Here is a 19,372-nt window from a genome sequence, read left to right on the forward strand (position 1 = left end):
TCGGGGCGTTTGTTTTTGTGCTGAAAAAGGCTCTTCAGCCCATCATTTGCATCATTTGCTTGGCACTCAGGACGCTGATCGCTCGCTTGAGGTTGTAAGCGGTCACAGCGAGAGCCATTTCAGCTCTTGTGCCTTCGAGTTGTCGCAGCAAGAAGCGCCCGTTTCCAAATAGCCATTGTTTGAGATTACCAAACGGGTGCTCCACGATGGATCTACGCCGCTCCATCATCTCTGGATGCAGCTGCATCCGCTGCGCCATGCGCTCAAAGGCTTCCTCTTGAGCGTGACGCGAGACATAGCGGCGCTTGGCCGTCGTGCATTGGGCTTTCAGCGCGCACCCGGCGCAATCACTGATCGCCGCCTGGTAGATCCGATCGCCCTTGTAGCGCTGCTTTAGCGTTAGCCACTGACCTGCCGGGCACTGGTACCGATCCTGTTCGGCGTCGTAGGTAAAGTCCTTGCGCTCGAATAATGCCTCGCCGCCTGGGTTCGAGGTTCGGTTTGGCGGCACGTACGCGGTAATGGAGGCTTCCTCACATGCCTGGAACTGCTGGCCATTCGAGTAGCCCATATCGGCTGTCACGGTCAGCGCTTCCTGCCCCAGTTCAGCCTTGGCCGCTTTAGCCATGGGTTCAAGCTGCTTGCGATCATCGCCTTCTTGCGTCACCTCGTGATGCAAAATCAGGCAGTGTTCTGCGTCAACGGCGGTCTGCACGTTATAGGAAACACGCGCTCCTTTTGGCGTGCGCATCATTCGGGCATCGCTTTCGTGCGTGTTGAATTGCTCCAGCCCCATCGATTCCATCAAGGCCTGACAAGTGCGGTTGTCTTGCTGCTTTGCCTCAAGCTTCGCCAGGGCCGCTTTGATCGCAGTGCGATCTATTACTTGCTCGCCCTCAGACTGGTCAGCGGCATCCAACTCAGCCAGGTATTGGGCGATCCGCTTATCCAGCTTCTCGTCTTGGCGCTTGAGTTGATTCAAGTTCAACTGGCGTCGCGCGGAAGCGACCGCCTGAAACTTGCTCCCGTCGATGGCAACCAGGTCACCGGCAATCAAACCGGCAGTTCGGCAGAACTGCACAAAGGCCCGGCACGTCGTAACGAAAGCAGCTTTGTTGTTCTTGCGGAAGTCAGCGATGGTCTTGAAGTCAGGTTTGAGTCGGTTGATCAACCACATCACTTCGATGTTGCGCTGGCACTCGGCTTCCAGACGCCGCGATGAACGGATGCGCTGAAAATAGCCATAGAGATAAAGCTTGAGCTGGTCGGCGGGGTCGTAGGCGGGGCGCCCAGTGGCCTTGGGCTGGGCCTTGTCGAAACCTAGCTGCGCCAGATCCAGCCTAGCGACATACAGGTCGATGACACGAACGAGGTGATCCTCGGGGATCAGCTCTTCCAGCGAGACCGGGAACAGACTGGTCTGGCTGCGGGATTCTCCCTGGATGTAGGCCATAACGAAAAATGCTCCGTATCTTTCGATACGGAGCATTCTCTTAAAGGGCCGGGCAGATTGCTAGGTTTTCACACAGTCTGCGAAGGGCCCTTTTTCTACCGCGCTCCCGGGTTTATTGACCCGGAATGTCCTTGCGCAGTTTCACCGGGTCGTGTTCCAGGCCCTCTTTTCGCGCCTTTGCCGTGCGCATGCGAATGTTGATCGCCTCCACCGCCAGCGAGAAGGCCATGGCGAAGTAGACGTAGCCTTTGGGTACATGCACATCGAAAGATTCGGCGATCAGCACGGTACCGACGACGATCAGGAACGAAAGCGCAAGCATCTTCAGCGACGGGTGCTTGTCGATGAAGTCGCTGATGGTGCCGGCGCAGAGCATCATCACCAGTACCGCGACGATGATCGCGGCGATCATCACTGGCACGTGGGACACCATGCCCACTGCGGTGATCACCGAGTCCAGGGAGAACACGATGTCGATGATGGCGATCTGGATGATGGTGTAGAAGAACTTGCCGCCGGCGCCCTTGGGCTCGTCGCTGCTTTCGTCCTCGCCTTCCAGGCCGTGGTAGATCTCTTGCGAGCTTTTCCACAGCAGGAACAGGCCGCCGAAGAACAGGATCAGATCGCGCCCGGAAATACCTTGGCCGAATACCTGGAACAGGTCGTCGGTGAGGCGCATGACCCAGGTGATCGACAGCAGCAGCAGGATGCGCGTGACCATGGCCAGGGCCAGGCCGAAGATCCGCGTGCGCGGCTGCATGTGCTTGGGCATGCGGCTGACCAGGATCGAGATCATGATGATGTTGTCGATCCCGAGCACGATCTCAAGGGCCGTGAGGGTAAAAAAGGCAACCCAGATTTCCGGGCTGGTCAGCCATTCCATGTGTATTCCTTCGAGCGGTGAAGGCCAGGCACCTAAAGTGTAGGCGCCTGGCGGTTTGCGTGAGCGTTTGTATCAGAGACTGCTGAACAACGGGAAAGTCCCAAGAACCAGCGCGGCGAGCATTATGCACAGGCACACCAGCACTGCCCACTTGAGGGTGAAGCGTTGGTGGTCGCCGAACTCGATGCCGGCCAGGGCCACCAGCAGGTAGGTGGAGGGTACCAGCGGGCTGAGCAGATGCACCGGTTGGCCGACGATCGAGGCGCGGGCCATCTCTACGGGGGTGACGCCGTAGTGGCTGGCAAAATCGGCCAGCACCGGCAGCACGCCGTAGTAGAAGGCGTCGTTGGACATGAAGAAGGTGAACGGCATGCTGACGATGGCGGTGATCACCGCCATGTACGGGCCGAACGCCTCGGGAATCACTGCCAGCAGGCTCTTGGACATGGCCTCGACCATGCCGGTACCCGACAGGATGCCGGTGAAAATACCGGCCGCGAAGATCAGCCCGCTGACCGCCAGCACGCTGGAGGCGTGGGCAGCGATGCGGTCTTTTTGCTGCTGCAGGCAGGGGTAGTTGACGATCATCGCGATGCTGAAGGCGATCATGAACAGCACCGGCAGCGGCAGGACGCCGGCGATCAGCGCCACCATCAGCGCGGCGGTCAGGGCGCCGTTGAACCAGATCAGCTTGGGGCGACGCGCTTCAGGGAACTGCGACACGCTGATTTCACTGTGGTCGATGTCGTCGGTGGGCAGGTGCAGCTCACCCAGCCGGGCGCGTTCGCGCAGGCCGTACCAGTAGGCGATGGCGAGGATTGCCAGCACGCCGAAGGCCATGGCCGGGATCATCGGCACGAAAATGTCCGACGGGTCGACGTGCAGGGCGCTGGCGGCACGGGCGGTGGGGCCGCCCCAGGGGGTCATGTTCATCACCCCGCCGGCCAGGATGATCAGGCCGGCCATGATTCGCGGGCTCATGCCTAAGCGGCTGTACAGCGGCAGCATGGCGGCGCAGCAGATCATGTAGGTGGTGGCGCCGTCACCGTCGAGGGACACCACCAGGGCCAGCACGGCGGTGCCGACCGAGACTTTCAGCGGGTCGCCCTTGACCAGCTTGAGGATCTTGCGCACGGCCGGGTCGAACAGGCCGGAGTCGATCATCAGGGCGAAGTACAGGATGGCGAACATCAGCATCACGCCGGTGGGCGCGAGTTTGCTGATGCCTTGCAGCATCATCGGGCCGATGTCGCTGTAGAAGCCGCCGAACAGGGCGAACAGAATCGGTACCAGAATCAGCGCGATCAAGGCCGACAGGCGCTTGGTCATGATCAGGTACATGAAGGTGATGACCATGGCAAAGCCGAGGAAGGTCAGCATGGCGGTACTCCAGGCGTGGCGCGAAAGGGAAGACGATTCGGGCGGATCAGCGCGTCAGGCGCTGCGCGGGGAGTAACGGGAGGGGGCTTGCAGACATGCGGGCACGGGAAAACATCAGTATCACCATTGTTGTTGTTGGATGGGCCGGGCGCGGAAGGTTCCGGGTGCCCTGGCTGACCGGTCTGACGCCGGTAGTGGCGCTATCCTATGCGGGCAAGCTTTCAGCCAGCTTTCGCCTGTGGCGAGGCGACAAGAGGTCGTGCGGATGACGGATGAAGTGACGGGCGGGTGCCATTGCGGCGCTCTACGGTACCGGTTGCGGGGCGATTTGAGTGATGTCGCGCATTGCCATTGTTCGATTTGCCGGCGGGTCAGCCGCGGGACTTTGGTGACCTGGGTGAGCGTGGCATTGAAAGACTTCGAGTGGCTGGCGGGGTCTGCGCAGCGCTATGTGGCACCCGACAGCTGCAGCCGGTATTTCTGTGGCGGTTGCGGGGCGCATGTGGTGCTGGTGACTACTCACAGCCCGGATACCGTGGATGTGACGGTGGCGACCCTGGACCACCCCGAGCGGGTGCCGGCCAACCGGCATATCTGGGTGGGCAGCCGCTTGCCGTGGATGCGGGTGGATGAGGGGTTGCCGGAGGAGGATGAGGAACGGCTTTAGCTGGTGTGGAGGTTTTGAGGGCCCTATCGCCGGCAAGCCGGCTCCTACAGGGGGCCGTGCAATCCTGTAGGAGCCGGCTTGCCGGCGATGGGGCCCTCAGGGCAACTGCAACCCGCCTGCGGCCTTGTGCAGCTTGCGCAGGTGCTCGCCCACCTGCTTGATGTTGGCCTCCACGGCCTTGATCTCCCTGCCCCGCTCCGGCCCCAGCAGCGCCCTCACCTGCTGGTCCAGCGTGGTGCTAAGGCTCAGCAGTTGCGCCTGGCGCTCGCTGCTTACCTGCTCCAGCTGCTTGCGCTCTTCGGGCTGCGGCAGGCCGTAGCCCCCTGCCCCCAGCAGCTCTGCCGGGCGGCTGAGGAAGCCGCTGTTGGCGAGCATCGCCTGCAGCGTCTCGTTGGCCTTGTCGAAACTGCCGTCCTTGATTGCCCGCTCGTTGAGGTAGCGCTGCTTCACCTCGTCCTGGGCCAGCAGCAACTGGCGGCGCAGGCCGGCCTGCTCCAGCAGCAACAACGCCGCGCTGGTGCGCAGGTCGGCACGCTCGAACCACGGGCGGCGCTGTTCGGCGTCCAGGGCCAGCCAGTCTTCGACGTGGGTCTGCTTCACCGGCAGCTGCTTTTTCAGCACCTCGAACATGGCCTGGTAGCGGTCGCGGTAAGAGTCGAAGCGATAACCCAGGCGCAGCGCTTCGCGCGGGTCGTCGAGCACGCTGGTGTCGGCCAGGCCGCGGCCCTTGAGCACTTCCAGCAGCCCGTTGGGCATGATCGCGTCGAGGTCGTTCAGGCGCGGGTTGCCGGTGCCGCTGCGCAGCAGCTTGAGCGATTCCACCGCGCAGTTGTTGGACAGGAAGTAGTAGTTGCCGTCGTAGCTCCAGTGCATTTCGGCGGCCTGGCGCACCAGGTTTTCGATTTCGTCGCGGCTGAGCTTGAGCGGTACCGAGGCCAGGCTGCGCAGCTCGGTCTTGGTGTATTCGTCGATTACCTGGCCCAGCGGCAGCACGAACAGCCGTGACGGGTAGGCGCCGGTCAGGCCGTCCCAACTGGACAGTTGCACGTCATTGACGAAGGCGCGGTATGACAGCACCAGGCTCTGGTCGAGGTCCAGGCGGCAGTCGGGGCCGCGCGGCCGGCCAGGGGCGCAGATCACCAGGCGCAGCATGCTGTGGCCCCAGCGGCTGACCCAGTTCTGGTTGGCTTCGGCCAGCAGGTAGTCCACCTCGTAGACCCGCTCGGGGTCGATCTCGCCCAGCGGCTGGCGGGCGAAGTCGTTGCCGGCGTTGAGGAACGGCAGGCTCTTCTCGCAGGCGCTTTGCTGTGGCGCCCAGCCGAAGTGCTCGCGCAGGTAGTGGTTGAGCGCCGGGCGACGGCAGGCGTAGCTGGGGTCGAGGAGGAAGTACTCCATGTTGACCGCGATGAACTCCTTCGGGCTGCTCAGCTCGTAGGGGTCGGGGCTGCGTACCAGCTGGCCGTTGTGTTGTTCGCGCTCGCCACGCCGGCCAACATATTGCGGCCAGCCGGCGAGGTCGAGCAGGCGCGGGTCGTCGCTCAGGGTGAAGCGGCGTTCGGCCTGGCCACGGCAGTCACTGGGCAGGCCGACCTTGCCCAGGGCGCCCTGCTGGCGCTTGCAGCGGCTGATCAGCTGGCGCTCGGCGTTGGGCCACAGGCGGGCACGGTCGTAAATGTGGGTGAGTTCGTGCAGTACGGTGGCCAGCAGTTCTTCGTGCACGGTGCCGTGGGGGCGGTTGGTCTTATCAACGCGGTCGCTGCCGTCCACCAGCCCCGGCAACAGGCGGCGATTGAGGTCGAGGGTGGATACCGGCGTGGCCTGGCCGTAGGCGTCCTCGGGCATGTGCCCGGTCCAGCTGACCAGCACCTGGCGGTCGAGTTGCTGCTTGAAGCGCGGTGGCAGCTTGGCCATGGCTTCGTCAAGCAACTGTTGGGTGGCGTGTTGCTGGGCTTGGTCCAGGCCGTCAGCCTGCAGCACCAGCTGCAGGTCGGCCAGGGCGGGCGTGCCGAGCAGCGTCAGGACGCAGCCGAGCAGCCAGGCACGCACGCGCCTCACAGCGACAGGATGGCTTCGGCCAGTACCTGGTCGCTGGCATCGCGCGCCTCAGGCAGCTGCGTGCGCAGGGCCTTGAACGCGGCCTCAAGCTGGGCGCCACGGATGTCGCCGTTGCTGGCGACGAAGCTGGCAGCGTCGTCGTGGGCATCGCGGACCACTTTCGAGTCACGGATCGAGGTGGTGGTGTCGGAGGTGAAATCGATCGAACGGCCAGAGGCGCGGACGATGATGTTGCTGGTGGCCACCAGGGTATGGGCCTGGGCCATGTCGGCCAGTACAAGCATGCCGAGGGCAGCGGCGATCAGCGGTTTACGCATGGAGCATCTCCAGAAGATACAAAGGAGTCAGGGGGTGTTCATTGGACGAGTATTGCCTCGGCCAGTTCAAGGTCGCCGACAGAGTGACAGCTGTGCTGTTCGCGCAGCGAAACCAGCGCCGCCTGCAGGCGGGCGCCGCGAATCAGGCCGTCAGTGGCAACGAAAGCTGCGGCATCGTCACGGGCGGCGGCGACGATCTTGCGATCGAACGGCGCGGTGGTCACTTGGCTGGTGACATAACCGGTACCGACGAGGCTTTGGGTGGTGACATCCATGGCATGGGCGCTTCCCACACCGGCGAGGGCGAACAGCAAGGGCAAGTAACGCATGGGCTCTCGGGGGGCAGTGGTTTCGGGCAGCGAAGGCTACCCCGGATGCACTGGCAGGGCCAGTGAATCCGGGTGACAGGCGGCGTGCTAGAGCACCAGGATGGCGCGCGCCAACTGCGCGTCGCTGGCCTGCAGCGCGGGCAGTTGCTGGCGGATGTGCAGGAACGCGCTCTCCAGCGAGGCGCCGCGGATGGCACCTTCGCTGCCGACGAAGCTGGCGGCGTCGTCGCGGGCGGCCTGGACGATCTTGTCGTCACGGAACGACGAGGTCACGTCGGAGGTGGCATCGGTGCTGGCGGCGCCGGCACGGACCACGGCGTCGGTGGTGACCACGAAGCTGGTGGCTTGGGCAGCACCGGCGAGCGACAGCAGCAAGGCGGCGCCAATCAGATGATAACGGGGCATGGGGGTGGACTCCTGTGCAGGGTCGGGGGTGTTCGGGTTATCGGACGCTCGCTTGGCTCGTCACGGTACTTTTACTGCCAGGCGTGTAGGACAAGCGTAACACGCCTCGGTTCGCCTGCCCGGAAGCGTCAAACATTACATTTCGCAACTGTACTTGTTGATTTCTATAATTAATAAACTGTACATGTATGTGCTGTAAACCGCTCTGGACCGGGCATCACAAACAAAAAACCCGTCGCAGTCACCTGCGACGGGTTCTTGAGAATTCGCGGTGCCGGCCGGGGCCGGCTACCGAAGCTTAGCGCCAGAACGGCTTGCTGAGCTCTTCGTAACGCTGCGACTCGCTGATACCGGCGTCGGCCAGCAGGCGGGCGTCCAGGCGAGCCAGTTGACGGCGGCTGGCCATGCGGCGCTGCCACAGCAGCAGGGTGGACAGGGCGCGCAGCGGCAGCGAAGTGCTGGAGGCTTGGGCGTTGCTTTCGAAGACCAGACCGGAACTGAGGGTACGTTCCATGATGTGACGTCCTTCCGCTTATGGCGGGATTAGATAGTGATTTAACTGGTGCCCATCTTCCTCCTCTGTTGTCCATAACAGTAGATACAGTTCAGCAGTAATGTGATCACTCAGTTAACTGTGTAATGCGACTGTTGCACCCGAAATTGGCGATACTGTACTGGTCTGCACTTATATGGTGCAAAAATGCGTGCTGGGTGGGATGAGTGGCGCGGGGGTGTAGGAATTTACCGGTACAGTAGAACAGTTTTTGATTGTCAGTTGTACGGGTGCTGAATCTGTTGTGGTGGTTCAGGGCGCAATCGCCGGCAAGCCGGCTCCTACAGGGATGCGTGGTCCTTGTAGGAGCCGGCTTGCCGGCGATTGGGTTATCGAGGTGTAACGGGATCAGCTGGCCAGCATGCGCCCGGTTTCTTCCAGGTTTTCGTGCCAGCTCAGCGCTTCGCGCAGAATGTGCGGGGTGTGGCCGCCGCGTTGGCAGGCGCGCTCGAAGTAATCGTTCAGCGCGGCGCGGAAGTCCGGGTGCACGCAGTTGTCGATGATCGCCCGGGCGCGCTCGCGTGGCGCCAGGCCGCGCAGGTCGGCCAGGCCCACTTCGGTGACCAGGATGTCGACGTCGTGCTCGGTGTGGTCGACGTGGCTGACCATCGGCACCACGCTGGAAATCGCACCGCCCTTGGCGATGGACTTGGTGACGAAGATCGCCAGGTGGGCGTTGCGGGCGAAGTCGCCCGAGCCGCCGATGCCGTTCATCATGCGGGTGCCGCACACGTGGGTAGAGTTGACGTTGCCGTAGATGTCGAACTCAAGCGCGGTGTTGATGCCGATGATGCCTAAGCGCCGTACCACTTCAGGGTGGTTGGAGATTTCCTGCGGGCGCAGCACCAGCTTGTCTTTGTAGCGCTCGAGGTTGCCGAACACGTCGGCGTTGCGCCGGCTCGACAGGGTGATCGAGCTGCCCGAGGCAAAGCGCAGCTTGCCGGCGTCGATCAGGTCGAAGGTCGAATCCTGCAGCACTTCGGAGTACATGGTCAGGTCTTCGAACGGCGAGTCGATCAGGCCGCACATCACCGCGTTGGCGATGCTGCCGATGCCGGCTTGCAGCGGGCCAAGGTTGTTGCTCATGCGCCCGGCGTCCACCTCACCTTTGAGGAAGGCGATCAGGTGGTCGGCGATGCCCTGGGTTTCGTGGTCCGGCGGCAGCACGGTGGACGGCGAGTCTGGCTGGTCGCTGATGACGATGCCGACGATCTTGGCCGGGTCGATCGGGATGGCGGTGCTACCGATACGGTCATCGACTTTCACCAGCGGGATCGGCGTGCGGGTCGGGCGGTAGGTCGGGATATAGATGTCGTGCAGGCCTTCGAGGTTGGCGTTGTGCGACAGGTTGATCTCGACGATGACCTGCTTGGCGAAGATGGCGAAGCTGGCCGAGTTACCGACGGAGGTGGTCGGCACGATGTGGCCCTGTTCGGTGATCGCCACCGCTTCGATGACCGCGATGTCCGGCAGGGTGAGTTGCTTGTTGCGCAGCTGCTCGACGGTTTCCGACAGGTGCTGGTCGATGAACATCACCTGGCCGTCGTTGATGGCCTTGCGCAGGGTGCTGTCGACCTGGAACGGCATGCGCCGGGCCAGCACGCCGGCCTCGGTCAGCTGTTTGTCGAGGTCGTTGCCCAGGCTTGCGCCGGTCATCAGGCTGATCTTCAGCGGCGATTGTTTTGCGCGCTCGGCCAGTGCGTGGGGCACCGCCTTGGCTTCGCCGGCGCGGGTGAAACCGCTCATGCCGACGGTCATGCCGTCCTCAATCAGGCCAGCGGCATCAGCCGCACTCATTACCTTGCTGTGCAGGGAGGACAAGCGGATACGATCACGGTACATGGATTGTTATCTCAGGCTACTGAAGCTACTGGGAGCGCAGTCTAGAGATTTAGCCCAGTGCCGTCCCGCGACCATGGTCGTATGCCAGGCCGCGAAACAGAGCCGTTGATCTGGATCAGGCAAATGCAAAGGCCCCCGGGAATAACTCCCGGGGGCCTTATGCGCTTCTATATATAGAGGCGCCTTTACTCGACGGCCTTGACCATGTCTTCGATGACCTTCTTGGCGTCACCGAACACCATCATGGTCTTGTCCAGGTAGAACAGTTCGTTGTCCAGGCCCGCGTAGCCGCTGGCCATGGAGCGCTTGTTGACGATGATGGTCTTGGCCTTGAACGCCTCGAGGATCGGCATGCCGGCAATCGGCGATTTCGGGTCGTTCTTCGCCGCCGGGTTGACCACGTCGTTGGCGCCCAGCACCAGCACCACGTCGGCCTGGCCGAACTCGGCGTTGATGTCTTCCATCTCGAACACCTGGTCGTAGGGCACTTCGGCCTCGGCCAGCAGCACGTTCATGTGCCCGGGCATGCGCCCCGCCACCGGGTGGATAGCGTACTTCACGGTCACGCCGTTGTGGGTCAGCTTTTCGGTCAGCTCCTTGAGCGCGTGCTGGGCACGGGCCACCGCCAGGCCGTAGCCGGGGACGATGATCACGCTGTCGGCGTTGCTCAGCAGGAAGGTGGCGTCGTCGGCCGAACCGGACTTCACCGGGCGCTGCTCCTTCGAGCCCTGTGCGGCGCCGGCGTCGGTATCGCCACCGAAACCGCCGAGGATCACGTTGAAGAACGAGCGGTTCATCGCCTTGCACATGATGTACGAGAGGATGGCACCGGACGAGCCCACCAGGGAGCCTGCGATGATCAGCATCGAGTTGTTCAGCGAAAAACCGATACCGGCCGCCGCCCAGCCCGAATAGCTGTTGAGCATCGACACCACCACCGGCATGTCGGCACCGCCGATGGGGATGATGATCAGCACGCCCATGATGAATGCCAGGGCCAGCATCAGGGTGAAGGCGCTGTAGTGGCCGGTGAAGGTGAACAGCAGACCCAGGGCGATGGTGGCCAGGCCCAGGATCAGGTTCAGCTTGTGCTGGCCGGCAAACTGTACTGGTGCGCCCTGGAACAGGCGGAACTTGTACTTGCCCGACAGCTTGCCGAAGGCGATCACGGAACCTGAGAAGGTAATGGCACCGATGGCCGCGCCGAGGAACAGCTCCAGGCGGTTGCCGGTGGGGATCGGGTCGCTGATGGTGGTGACGATGCCCATCGATTGCGGCTCCAGCACGGCAGCGATTGCGATGAACACCGCTGCCAGGCCGATCATGCTGTGCATGAAGGCGACCAGCTCGGGCATCTTGGTCATCTCGACGCGCTTGGCCATGATCGAGCCGGCGGTGCCGCCGACCAGCAGGCCAACCAGCACGTAGCCGATACCGGCGGTGGCCAGCTCTGCGCCGAGCTTATAGATGAGCCCAACCGTGGTGAGAATGGCGATGCCCATGCCGATCATGCCGAACAGGTTGCCGCGCCGCGAGGTGGTCGGGTGCGACAAACCCTTGAGCGCCTGGATGAAGCAAACCGAGGCGACCAGGTACAGAAGCGTTACCAGATTCATGCTCATGTTTACTTCTGCGCCTCGTTCTTGGTTTTCTTCTTGAACATTTCCAGCATGCGGCGGGTGACCAGGAAGCCACCGAACACGTTCACCGCAGCGAGAGCCACGGCCAGGGTGCCCATGACTTTACCGGCAGGGGTCACGGTCAGCGCGGCGGCCAGCATGGCGCCGACGATGACGATGGCGGAAATGGCGTTGGTCACGGCCATCAGCGGGGTGTGCAGGGCCGGGGTGACGTTCCATACCACGTGGTAGCCCACGTAGATGGCCAGCACGAAGATGATCAGGTTGTAGATGCCGTGGGAAATCAGCATGTCTTCCATTGTCGTGCTCCTCAGCCGTTTTTGCGCACGACCTGGCCGTCGCGGCACATCAGGCACGCGGCGACGATGTCGTCTTCAAGGTTGATGACCAGTGCGCCGTCCTTGTCGAACAGCAGCTTCATGAAGTCCAGCAGGTTGCGTGCGTACAGCGCCGAGGCATCGGCACCCACCTGCGCGGGCAGGTTGGTGGGGCCGGCGATGGTCACACCGTTGTGCTGCACCACCTGGTCGGCGACGGTCAGCGGGCAGTTGCCGCCTTGGGCTGCAGCCAGGTCAATGACCACCGAGCCGGGTTTCATCTGCGCCACGGTCTCGGCGCTGAGCAGGGTCGGTGCCTTGCGCCCGGGGATCAACGCCGTGGTGATAACGATATCGGCCTGCTTGGCGCGCTCGTGCACGGCCTGGGCCTGGCGCTGCATCCAGCTGGCCGGCATTGGCCGGGCATAGCCGCCCACGCCTTGGGCGCACTCGCGTTCTTCGTCGGTCTCAAAGGGCACGTCGATGAACTTGGCCCCCAGCGACTCGATCTGCTCCTTCACTGCCGGGCGCACGTCGGACGCCTCGATCACCGCACCCAGGCGCTTGGCCGTGGCGATGGCCTGCAGGCCGGCCACACCGGCGCCGAGGACAAGCACGCGGGCGGCCTTCACGGTGCCGGCAGCGGTCATCAGCATGGGCATGAAGCGCGGGTAGTGGTGGGCGGCCAGCAACACGGCCTTGTAGCCGGCGATGTTGGCCTGGGACGACAGCACGTCGAGGCTCTGCGCCCGCGAGGTGCGTGGCGCAGCTTCCAGGGCGAAGGCGGTGATGCCGCGTTCGGCCATCTTGGCGATCAGTTCGCTGTTGAACGGGTTGAGCATGCCTGCCAGCAGGCTCCCGCTGTTGATCAGCGCAAGCTCCTGGTCATTGGGCGCGACTACCTTGAGCACCAGTTGCGCACCAAAGGCATCGGCAGCTTCGCCCAACGTGGCGCCCGCAGCTTCATAGGCAGCATCGGGAATGCTGGCGTTGAGCCCTGCGCCCCGTTGCACGGTGACTTGATGGCCTTGGCCGATCAGTTTCTTGATGGTTTCCGGGGTCGCAGCGACCCTTGTCTCACCGGTCTGCGTCTCGAGAGGAACACCAATGTGCACGACTTTTCTCCTGCGGTGACCTTTTGTCTTTGTAGAAACCAGCGCACTTCGTATGGCGCAGCTGGGCGGTCGTAGAGCACGACCCCGCCGGATCCCGGGCGGGGGAGGCATTTTGCAGACGAACCCGGAGGCCTTCAACCGGTTCTGGAGCGATACGAAGTTAAAACTACAAGTCACCCTGTGACCGTATGTCGCAACGAACGGGTTCAAACCCTTCAAGCACGCGCTATCTGGAGGTTAGGAGAAATTCTGAAAAATTTTTGCCGGTTTTCGCCCAATGCTCGGTGAATGTCGCAAAATAAGCCGCAAACCCGCGCGCTTACTAGGGTTGATGGGGGTTTTCACAGGCAACGGAACAGATTACGGATATGCGACAAATCCATATATCTGTAGGTGTTCAAAATTATTGACTACGGGGTCAGTTTCGCTGTTTTGCGTTTATTGCGTGCTGGTGTACTGCCGGGCCTGGGCTACCAACCAGTCGCGAAACGCCCGCAGTGAAGCGGACTCCACCTTTCGCTCCGGAATCATCAGATGGTAGGCCTTGTCGCTGGCCAGGGCATGCCTGTTTGCGACCACCAACCTGCCCTCCTGCAACTCGCGCTGGATCAGGAACGGCGGGATCAGCGCGATGCCCATCTCGTGCATGGCTGCCTGGGCGAGCATGGAAAACAGCTCGTAGCGCGGGCCGGCCATGTCGCGTTCCACGCTCATGCCCAGGCCGTCGAACCACTGGCGCCAGGCGTAAGGGCGGGTGGTCTGCTGCAGCAGCGGCAGCTCGGCGATGCGCAGCACATCGAGGCTGCCCTGCCCGCCCAGCAAGGCCGGGCTGCACACCGGCATGGGGTTCTCGCCCATCAGGCGGTGGGCCTGGGTGCCGGACCAGTCGGCGTCGCCAAAGTAAATGGCGGCGTCGAACGGGGTATCGGCAAACAGGAATGGCCGGGTGCGGTTGGTGAGGTTGACCGTGACCTCGGGGTGGCGTTGTTGGAAGTCCTTGAGCCGGGGCAGCAACCACTGGGTGCCGAAGGTGGGCACCACCGCCAGTTCGATCACGTTGGCGCCTTGTTGGCGCATTACCGACAGGGTGTCGCGCTCCACAGCGTCCAGCTGCGCGGACACCTGGCGGCTGTAGGACAGGCCGGCCTCGGTCAGCTTCACGCCGCGGCGCGAGCGGCGGAACAGTTCGACGTTGAGAAACGCTTCCAGTCCACCGATTTGCCGACAGACGGCGCCTTGGGTCAGGGCCAGCTCCTGGGCGGCCTTGGTGAAGCTCTCGTGGCGTGCGGCCGCTTCGAAACAAACCAGTGCGGTGGTGCTGGGAATCTTGCGGCGCATGTACGTTAACCTCACTTGTAGACGGGGTGGAGCTGCATTCTGTGCGTTTCGAAGTGAGAAAATATCACTAAAGCGTGCGCAATCCTCGTTTGTCGCATGGTTGGTTCGGGCCTAGGATCAATGCAACGCAAATTCCCCTTCCCCGCATTCGAGGAACCCGCACATGGCCGGTAAAGCAAGCTTCAACTGGATCGACCCGCTGCTGCTCGACCAGCAGCTCACCGAAGAAGAACGCATGGTGCGTGACAGCGCCTACAGCTTCGCCCAGGACAAGCTGGCCCCGCGCGTGCTGGAGGCCTTCCGCCACGAGCAGACTGACCCGGCGATTTTCCGCGAGATGGGCGAAGTGGGCCTGTTGGGGGCGACCATCCCCGAGCAGTACGGCGGCAGTGGCCTGAACTATGTGTGCTACGGCCTGATTGCCCGTGAGGTGGAGCGCATCGACTCGGGCTACCGCTCGATGATGAGCGTGCAGTCGTCGCTGGTGATGGTGCCGATCAATGAGTTCGGTACCGAGGCGCAGAAGCAGAAGTACCTGCCCAAGCTCGCCAGCGGTGAGTGGATCGGCTGCTTCGGCCTGACCGAGCCCAACCACGGCTCCGACCCGGGCTCGATGATCACCCGGGCACGCAAGGTCGACGGCGGTTACCGCCTGAGCGGCGCCAAGATGTGGATCACCAACAGCCCGATCGCCGATGTGTTCGTGGTCTGGGCCAAGGACGATGCCGGCGATATCCGCGGCTTCGTGCTGGAAAAGGGCTGGGAAGGCCTGAGCGCCCCGGCGATTCACGGCAAGGTCGGGCTGCGTGCCTCGATCACTGGCGAAATCGTCATGGACAACGTGTTTGTGCCGGAAGAAAACATCTTCCCGGATGTGCGCGGCCTCAAAGGCCCGTTCACCTGCCTGAACTCGGCTCGCTATGGCATCTCCTGGGGTGCGCTGGGCGCCGCTGAAGCCTGCTGGCATACCGCTCGCCAGTACACCCTGGACCGCCAGCAGTTCGGCCGCCCGTTGGCCGCCAACCAATTGATCCAGAAGAAACTGGCCGACATGCAGACCGAAATCACTCTGGGCCTGCAGGGCTGCCTGCGCCTGGGGCGGATGAAGGACGAAGGGACTGCGGCGGTGGAAATCACTTCGATCATGAAGCGCAACTCCTGCGGCAAGGCCCTGGATATCGCCCGCATGGCCCGCGACATGCTCGGCGGTAATGGCATCTCCGACGAGTTTGGTGTGGCTCGCCACCTGGTCAATCTTGAGGTGGTCAACACCTATGAAGGCACCCATGACGTGCATGCGCTGATCCTGGGGCGTGCGCAAACTGGTATTCAGGCGTTCTATTAATAGAGGAGCCAGGCCATGGGCGCGCTTTCCCATCTGCGGGTGCTGGATCTTTCCCGGGTGCTGGCAGGCCCGTGGGCCGGGCAGATTCTCGCCGACCTTGGGGCGGATGTGATCAAGGTCGAGCGGCCTGGCTTGGGTGACGATACCCGCGCCTGGGGGCCGCCCTTCCTCAAGGACGCTTTCGGTGAGAGCACCAGCGAGGCGGCTTATTACCTGTCGGCCAATCGCAACAAGCGGTCGGTGACCATCGATTTCACCCAGCCGGAAGGCCAGCGCCTGGTGCGCGAGCTGGCGGCGAAGTCGGATATCGTCATCGAGAACTTCAAGGTCGGTGGGCTGGCCGCTTATGGCCTGGACTATGAAAGCCTGAAGGCGTTGAGCCCTCGGCTTATCTATTGCTCCATCACAGGCTTTGGCCAGACCGGCCCTTATGCCAAGCGTGCGGGTTACGACTTCATGATCCAGGGGCTGGGCGGGTTGATGAGCCTGACCGGTCGCCCGGAAGGTGAGGAAGGTGCGGGGCCAGTGAAGGTTGGGGTGGCGCTGACCGACATTCTGACTGGGCTGTATTCCACCGTGGCGATTCTGGCCGCCCTCGCCCATCGTGATCAATCAGGTGTCGGCCAGCACATCGATATGGCGCTTTTGGATGTGCAGGTTGCGTGTCTGGCCAACCAGGCGATGAACTACCTCACCACTGGCACCCCTCCCCGCCGCTTGGGCAATGCGCACCCTAATATTGTGCCGTACCAGGACTTCCCCACCGCCGATGGCGATTTCATTCTTACCGTGGGTAATGACGGGCAGTTCCGCAAGTTTGCCGAGGTGGCCGGGCAGCCGCAGTGGGCGGATGATCCGCGGTTCGCCACTAACAAGCAGCGGGTGGCACATCGCGCGGAGCTGATTCCGTTGATTCGTCAGGCGACAGTGTTCAAGACCACGGCTGAGTGGGTGGCGGCGCTGGAGCAGGCGGGGGTGCCTTGCGGGCCGATCAATGACCTGGGGCAGATGTTCCGGGACCCGCAGGTGTTGGCGCGTGGGTTGAGGCTGGATATTGCCCATCCATTGGCTGGGAGCGTGCCGCAGGTGGCCAGCCCGATTCGCTTGTCGGGCACGCCGGTGGAATATCGCCGGGCGCCGCCGTTGTTGGGGGAGCATACCGAGGCGGTGCTGAGGGATGTGCTGGGGTTGGCTGCTGGGGATGTGCAGCGGTTGCGCGAGGCTGGGGTGGTTTGAGGCTTCTATATAGACAGGTACTGGGGCCAGGCCCCTGACGGCCTTTTCTCGGCCTCCTCTCCAAATATTTCAATTATTTGAAATAAAGGGTTGACGGGGTTTCAGATCCCCTTATAATGCGCCCCACTTCCAGCGACAACGGAACGCGAAACTCCTTGATAATCAACGAGTTAAGCGATTCGGAAGGTTCTGGAGGTGCTACGGTCGAATGATCGAGGCGGTGAAAAAGGTGGTTGACAGCAGGTTGTAACGCTGTATGATTCGCCTCCCGCTACGAGAGATCGCAGCGAGTTAAGCGGTTGAAGCTAAACGAGTTTCTCGGGAAAAACTTCAAAATAAACGCTTGACACGAAATGAGGAAAGCGTAGAATGCGCGCCTCGGTTGAGACGAAAAGCTCTTAACCAAACGCTCTTTAACAAATTGAATCAAGCAATTCGTGTGGGTGCTTGTGAGTACGGTTTGATAGTCGCCAAGATTATCAGCATCACAAGTGGCCATGCGAGAAATCACATAGTCATTTGAGATTGCTGAGCCAAGTTTAGGGTTTCTTAAAAACCCAAGCAGTATTGAACTGAAGAGTTTGATCATGGCTCAGATTGAACGCTGGCGGCAGGCCTAACACATGCAAGTCGAGCGGATGACGGGAGCTTGCTCCTTGATTCAGCGGCGGACGGGTGAGTAATGCCTAGGAATCTGCCTGGTAGTGGGGGACAACGTTTCGAAAGGAACGCTAATACCGCATACGTCCTACGGGAGAAAGCAGGGGACCTTCGGGCCTTGCGCTATCAGATGAGCCTAGGTCGGATTAGCTAGTAGGTGAGGTAATGGCTCACCTAGGCGACGATCCGTAACTGGTCTGAGAGGATGATCAGTCACACTGGAACTGAGACACGGTCCAGACTCCTACGGGAGGCAGCAGTGGGGAATATTGGACAATGGGCGAAAGCCTGATCCAGCCATGCCGCGTGTGTGAAGAAGGTCTTCGGATTGTAAAGCACTTTAAGTTGGGAGGAAGGGCAGTAAGTTAATACCTTGCTGTTTTGACGTTACCGACAGAATAAGCACCGGCTAACTCTGTGCCAGCAGCCGCGGTAATACAGAGGGTGCAAGCGTTAATCGGAATTACTGGGCGTAAAGCGCGCGTAGGTGGTTCGTTAAGTTGGATGTGAAAGCCCCGGGCTCAACCTGGGAACTGCATCCAAAACTGGCGAGCTAGAGTATGGTAGAGGGTGGTGGAATTTCCTGTGTAGCGGTGAAATGCGTAGATATAGGAAGGAACACCAGTGGCGAAGGCGACCACCTGGACTGATACTGACACTGAGGTGCGAAAGCGTGGGGAGCAAACAGGATTAGATACCCTGGTAGTCCACGCCGTAAACGATGTCAACTAGCCGTTGGAATCCTTGAGATTTTAGTGGCGCAGCTAACGCATTAAGTTGACCGCCTGGGGAGTACGGCCGCAAGGTTAAAACTCAAATGAATTGACGGGGGCCCGCACAAGCGGTGGAGCATGTGGTTTAATTCGAAGCAACGCGAAGAACCTTACCAGGCCTTGACATGCAGAGAACTTTCCAGAGATGGATTGGTGCCTTCGGGAACTCTGACACAGGTGCTGCATGGCTGTCGTCAGCTCGTGTCGTGAGATGTTGGGTTAAGTCCCGTAACGAGCGCAACCCTTGTCCTTAGTTACCAGCACGTTATGGTGGGCACTCTAAGGAGACTGCCGGTGACAAACCGGAGGAAGGTGGGGATGACGTCAAGTCATCATGGCCCTTACGGCCTGGGCTACACACGTGCTACAATGGTCGGTACAGAGGGTTGCCAAGCCGCGAGGTGGAGCTAATCTCACAAAACCGATCGTAGTCCGGATCGCAGTCTGCAACTCGACTGCGTGAAGTCGGAATCGCTAGTAATCGCGAATCAGAATGTCGCGGTGAATACGTTCCCGGGCCTTGTACACACCGCCCGTCACACCATGGGAGTGGGTTGCACCAGAAGTAGCTAGTCTAACCTTCGGGAGGACGGTTACCACGGTGTGATTCATGACTGGGGTGAAGTCGTAACAAGGTAGCCGTAGGGGAACCTGCGGCTGGATCACCTCCTTAATCGAAGACATCAGCCTGCTGATGAGCTCCCACACGAATTGCTTGATTCATTGTGTAAAGACGATGCTGTAACGCGACCCTGTTATAGGTCTGTAGCTCAGTTGGTTAGAGCGCACCCCTGATAAGGGTGAGGTCGGCAGTTCAAATCTGCCCAGACCTACCAATTACTTGGTGCGGCCTAGGTTATACGGGGCCATAGCTCAGCTGGGAGAGCGCCTGCCTTGCACGCAGGAGGTCAGCGGTTCGATCCCGCTTGGCTCCACCACTCTTTCAGGTTTCGCAGCACTGTTCAGAACTTAGAAATGAACATTCCGGTGTGAATGTTGATTTCTGGCTTTTGTCAGATCGTTCTTTAAAAATTCGGATATGTGATAGAAATAGACTGATTACC

General features: G+C 61.4%; 16 protein-coding genes, 2 tRNA genes and 1 rRNA gene. 6 read left to right on the top strand and 13 right to left on the bottom strand.

Going from position 1 to position 19,372, the window contains the following annotated elements:
• Positions 1–34: 34 nt before the first annotated feature.
• From KSS94_RS00495 to KSS94_RS00505, 3 genes are all read right to left on the bottom strand, one after another.
• A complete protein-coding gene (locus KSS94_RS00495) occupies positions 35–1,453 on the bottom strand; it encodes an IS1182 family transposase (protein ID WP_217840929.1) in 1,419 nt (472 codons plus the stop codon).
• A 112-nt stretch (positions 1,454–1,565) separates the two neighbouring features.
• Positions 1,566–2,336, bottom strand: coding sequence for a TerC family protein (locus KSS94_RS00500; RefSeq protein WP_217841174.1), 771 nt, complete (start codon positions 2,334–2,336; stop codon positions 1,566–1,568).
• 72 nt (positions 2,337–2,408) lie between these two features.
• Entirely contained in the window at positions 2,409–3,716 is a 1,308-nt protein-coding gene (locus tag KSS94_RS00505) for a CitMHS family transporter (RefSeq protein WP_217841175.1), read from the bottom strand.
• 265 nt (positions 3,717–3,981) lie between these two features.
• On the opposite strand from KSS94_RS00505, the gene KSS94_RS00510 reads away from it, so the two are divergent.
• The gene (locus tag KSS94_RS00510; RefSeq protein ID WP_217841176.1) at positions 3,982–4,383 is read left to right on the top strand and encodes a GFA family protein; all 402 of its coding nucleotides are present in this window, start codon (positions 3,982–3,984) and stop codon (positions 4,381–4,383) included.
• Positions 4,384–4,479: 96 nt separating this feature from the next.
• Here KSS94_RS00510 and KSS94_RS00515 read toward each other — a convergent pair whose 3' ends face one another.
• From KSS94_RS00515 to KSS94_RS00560, 10 genes are all read right to left on the bottom strand, one after another.
• Positions 4,480–6,438, bottom strand: a complete 1,959-nt coding sequence (locus KSS94_RS00515) for a DUF7844 domain-containing protein (RefSeq protein WP_217841177.1) — start codon at positions 6,436–6,438, stop codon at positions 4,480–4,482.
• Positions 6,435–6,755, bottom strand: a complete 321-nt coding sequence (locus KSS94_RS00520) for a DUF2388 domain-containing protein (protein ID WP_217841178.1) — start codon at positions 6,753–6,755, stop codon at positions 6,435–6,437. The genes KSS94_RS00515 and KSS94_RS00520 overlap by 4 nt, the downstream gene beginning before the upstream one ends.
• A gap of 38 nt (positions 6,756–6,793) precedes the next feature.
• A complete protein-coding gene (locus KSS94_RS00525; protein WP_217841179.1) occupies positions 6,794–7,084 on the bottom strand; it encodes a DUF2388 domain-containing protein in 291 nt (96 codons plus the stop codon).
• A gap of 87 nt (positions 7,085–7,171) precedes the next feature.
• Positions 7,172–7,489 (bottom strand): DUF2388 domain-containing protein, encoded by a 318-nt coding sequence (locus KSS94_RS00530; protein WP_217841180.1) that lies wholly within the window; start codon positions 7,487–7,489, stop codon positions 7,172–7,174.
• Between the two features lie 298 nt (positions 7,490–7,787).
• Complete coding sequence (locus tag KSS94_RS00535) at positions 7,788–8,003, bottom strand: DUF1127 domain-containing protein (RefSeq protein ID WP_217841181.1); 216 nt, start codon at positions 8,001–8,003, stop codon at positions 7,788–7,790.
• Positions 8,004–8,390: 387 nt separating this feature from the next.
• On the bottom strand, positions 8,391–9,884 hold the full coding sequence (gene scpC / locus KSS94_RS00540; protein WP_217841182.1) for a succinyl-CoA:acetate CoA-transferase ScpC: 1,494 nt from the start codon (positions 9,882–9,884) through the stop codon (positions 8,391–8,393).
• 185 nt (positions 9,885–10,069) lie between these two features.
• Positions 10,070–11,506: an NAD(P)(+) transhydrogenase (Re/Si-specific) subunit beta gene (locus KSS94_RS00545; RefSeq protein ID WP_217841183.1), complete on the bottom strand. Its 1,437-nt coding sequence runs from the start codon at positions 11,504–11,506 to the stop codon at positions 10,070–10,072.
• 2 nt (positions 11,507–11,508) lie between these two features.
• Positions 11,509–11,823, bottom strand: coding sequence for an NAD(P) transhydrogenase subunit alpha part 2 (locus KSS94_RS00550; RefSeq protein WP_008097413.1), 315 nt, complete (start codon positions 11,821–11,823; stop codon positions 11,509–11,511).
• An 11-nt stretch (positions 11,824–11,834) separates the two neighbouring features.
• Positions 11,835–12,956: a Re/Si-specific NAD(P)(+) transhydrogenase subunit alpha gene (locus KSS94_RS00555; protein WP_217841184.1), complete on the bottom strand. Its 1,122-nt coding sequence runs from the start codon at positions 12,954–12,956 to the stop codon at positions 11,835–11,837.
• A 438-nt stretch (positions 12,957–13,394) separates the two neighbouring features.
• A complete protein-coding gene (locus KSS94_RS00560) occupies positions 13,395–14,294 on the bottom strand; it encodes a LysR family transcriptional regulator (protein WP_217841185.1) in 900 nt (299 codons plus the stop codon).
• Positions 14,295–14,457: 163 nt separating this feature from the next.
• Between KSS94_RS00560 and KSS94_RS00565 the strand changes: the two genes are divergently transcribed.
• The 5 genes from KSS94_RS00565 to KSS94_RS00585 all read left to right on the top strand — a co-directional run bounded on the left by KSS94_RS00565 (position 14,458) and on the right by KSS94_RS00585 (position 19,246).
• Positions 14,458–15,639, top strand: a complete 1,182-nt coding sequence (locus KSS94_RS00565; protein ID WP_217841186.1) for an acyl-CoA dehydrogenase — start codon at positions 14,458–14,460, stop codon at positions 15,637–15,639.
• 15 nt (positions 15,640–15,654) lie between these two features.
• The gene (locus tag KSS94_RS00570; RefSeq protein ID WP_217841187.1) at positions 15,655–16,875 is read left to right on the top strand and encodes a CaiB/BaiF CoA transferase family protein; all 1,221 of its coding nucleotides are present in this window, start codon (positions 15,655–15,657) and stop codon (positions 16,873–16,875) included.
• Positions 16,876–17,444: 569 nt separating this feature from the next.
• A 16S ribosomal RNA gene (locus KSS94_RS00575) occupies positions 17,445–18,981 on the top strand.
• 86 nt (positions 18,982–19,067) lie between these two features.
• Positions 19,068–19,144 (top strand) — tRNA-Ile (locus KSS94_RS00580).
• A 26-nt stretch (positions 19,145–19,170) separates the two neighbouring features.
• Positions 19,171–19,246 (top strand) — tRNA-Ala (locus tag KSS94_RS00585).
• The last annotated feature ends 126 nt before the right edge of the window (positions 19,247–19,372 follow it).

The organism is Pseudomonas fakonensis, assembly GCF_019139895.1.
Lineage (GTDB): Bacteria > Pseudomonadota > Gammaproteobacteria > Pseudomonadales > Pseudomonadaceae > Aquipseudomonas > Aquipseudomonas fakonensis.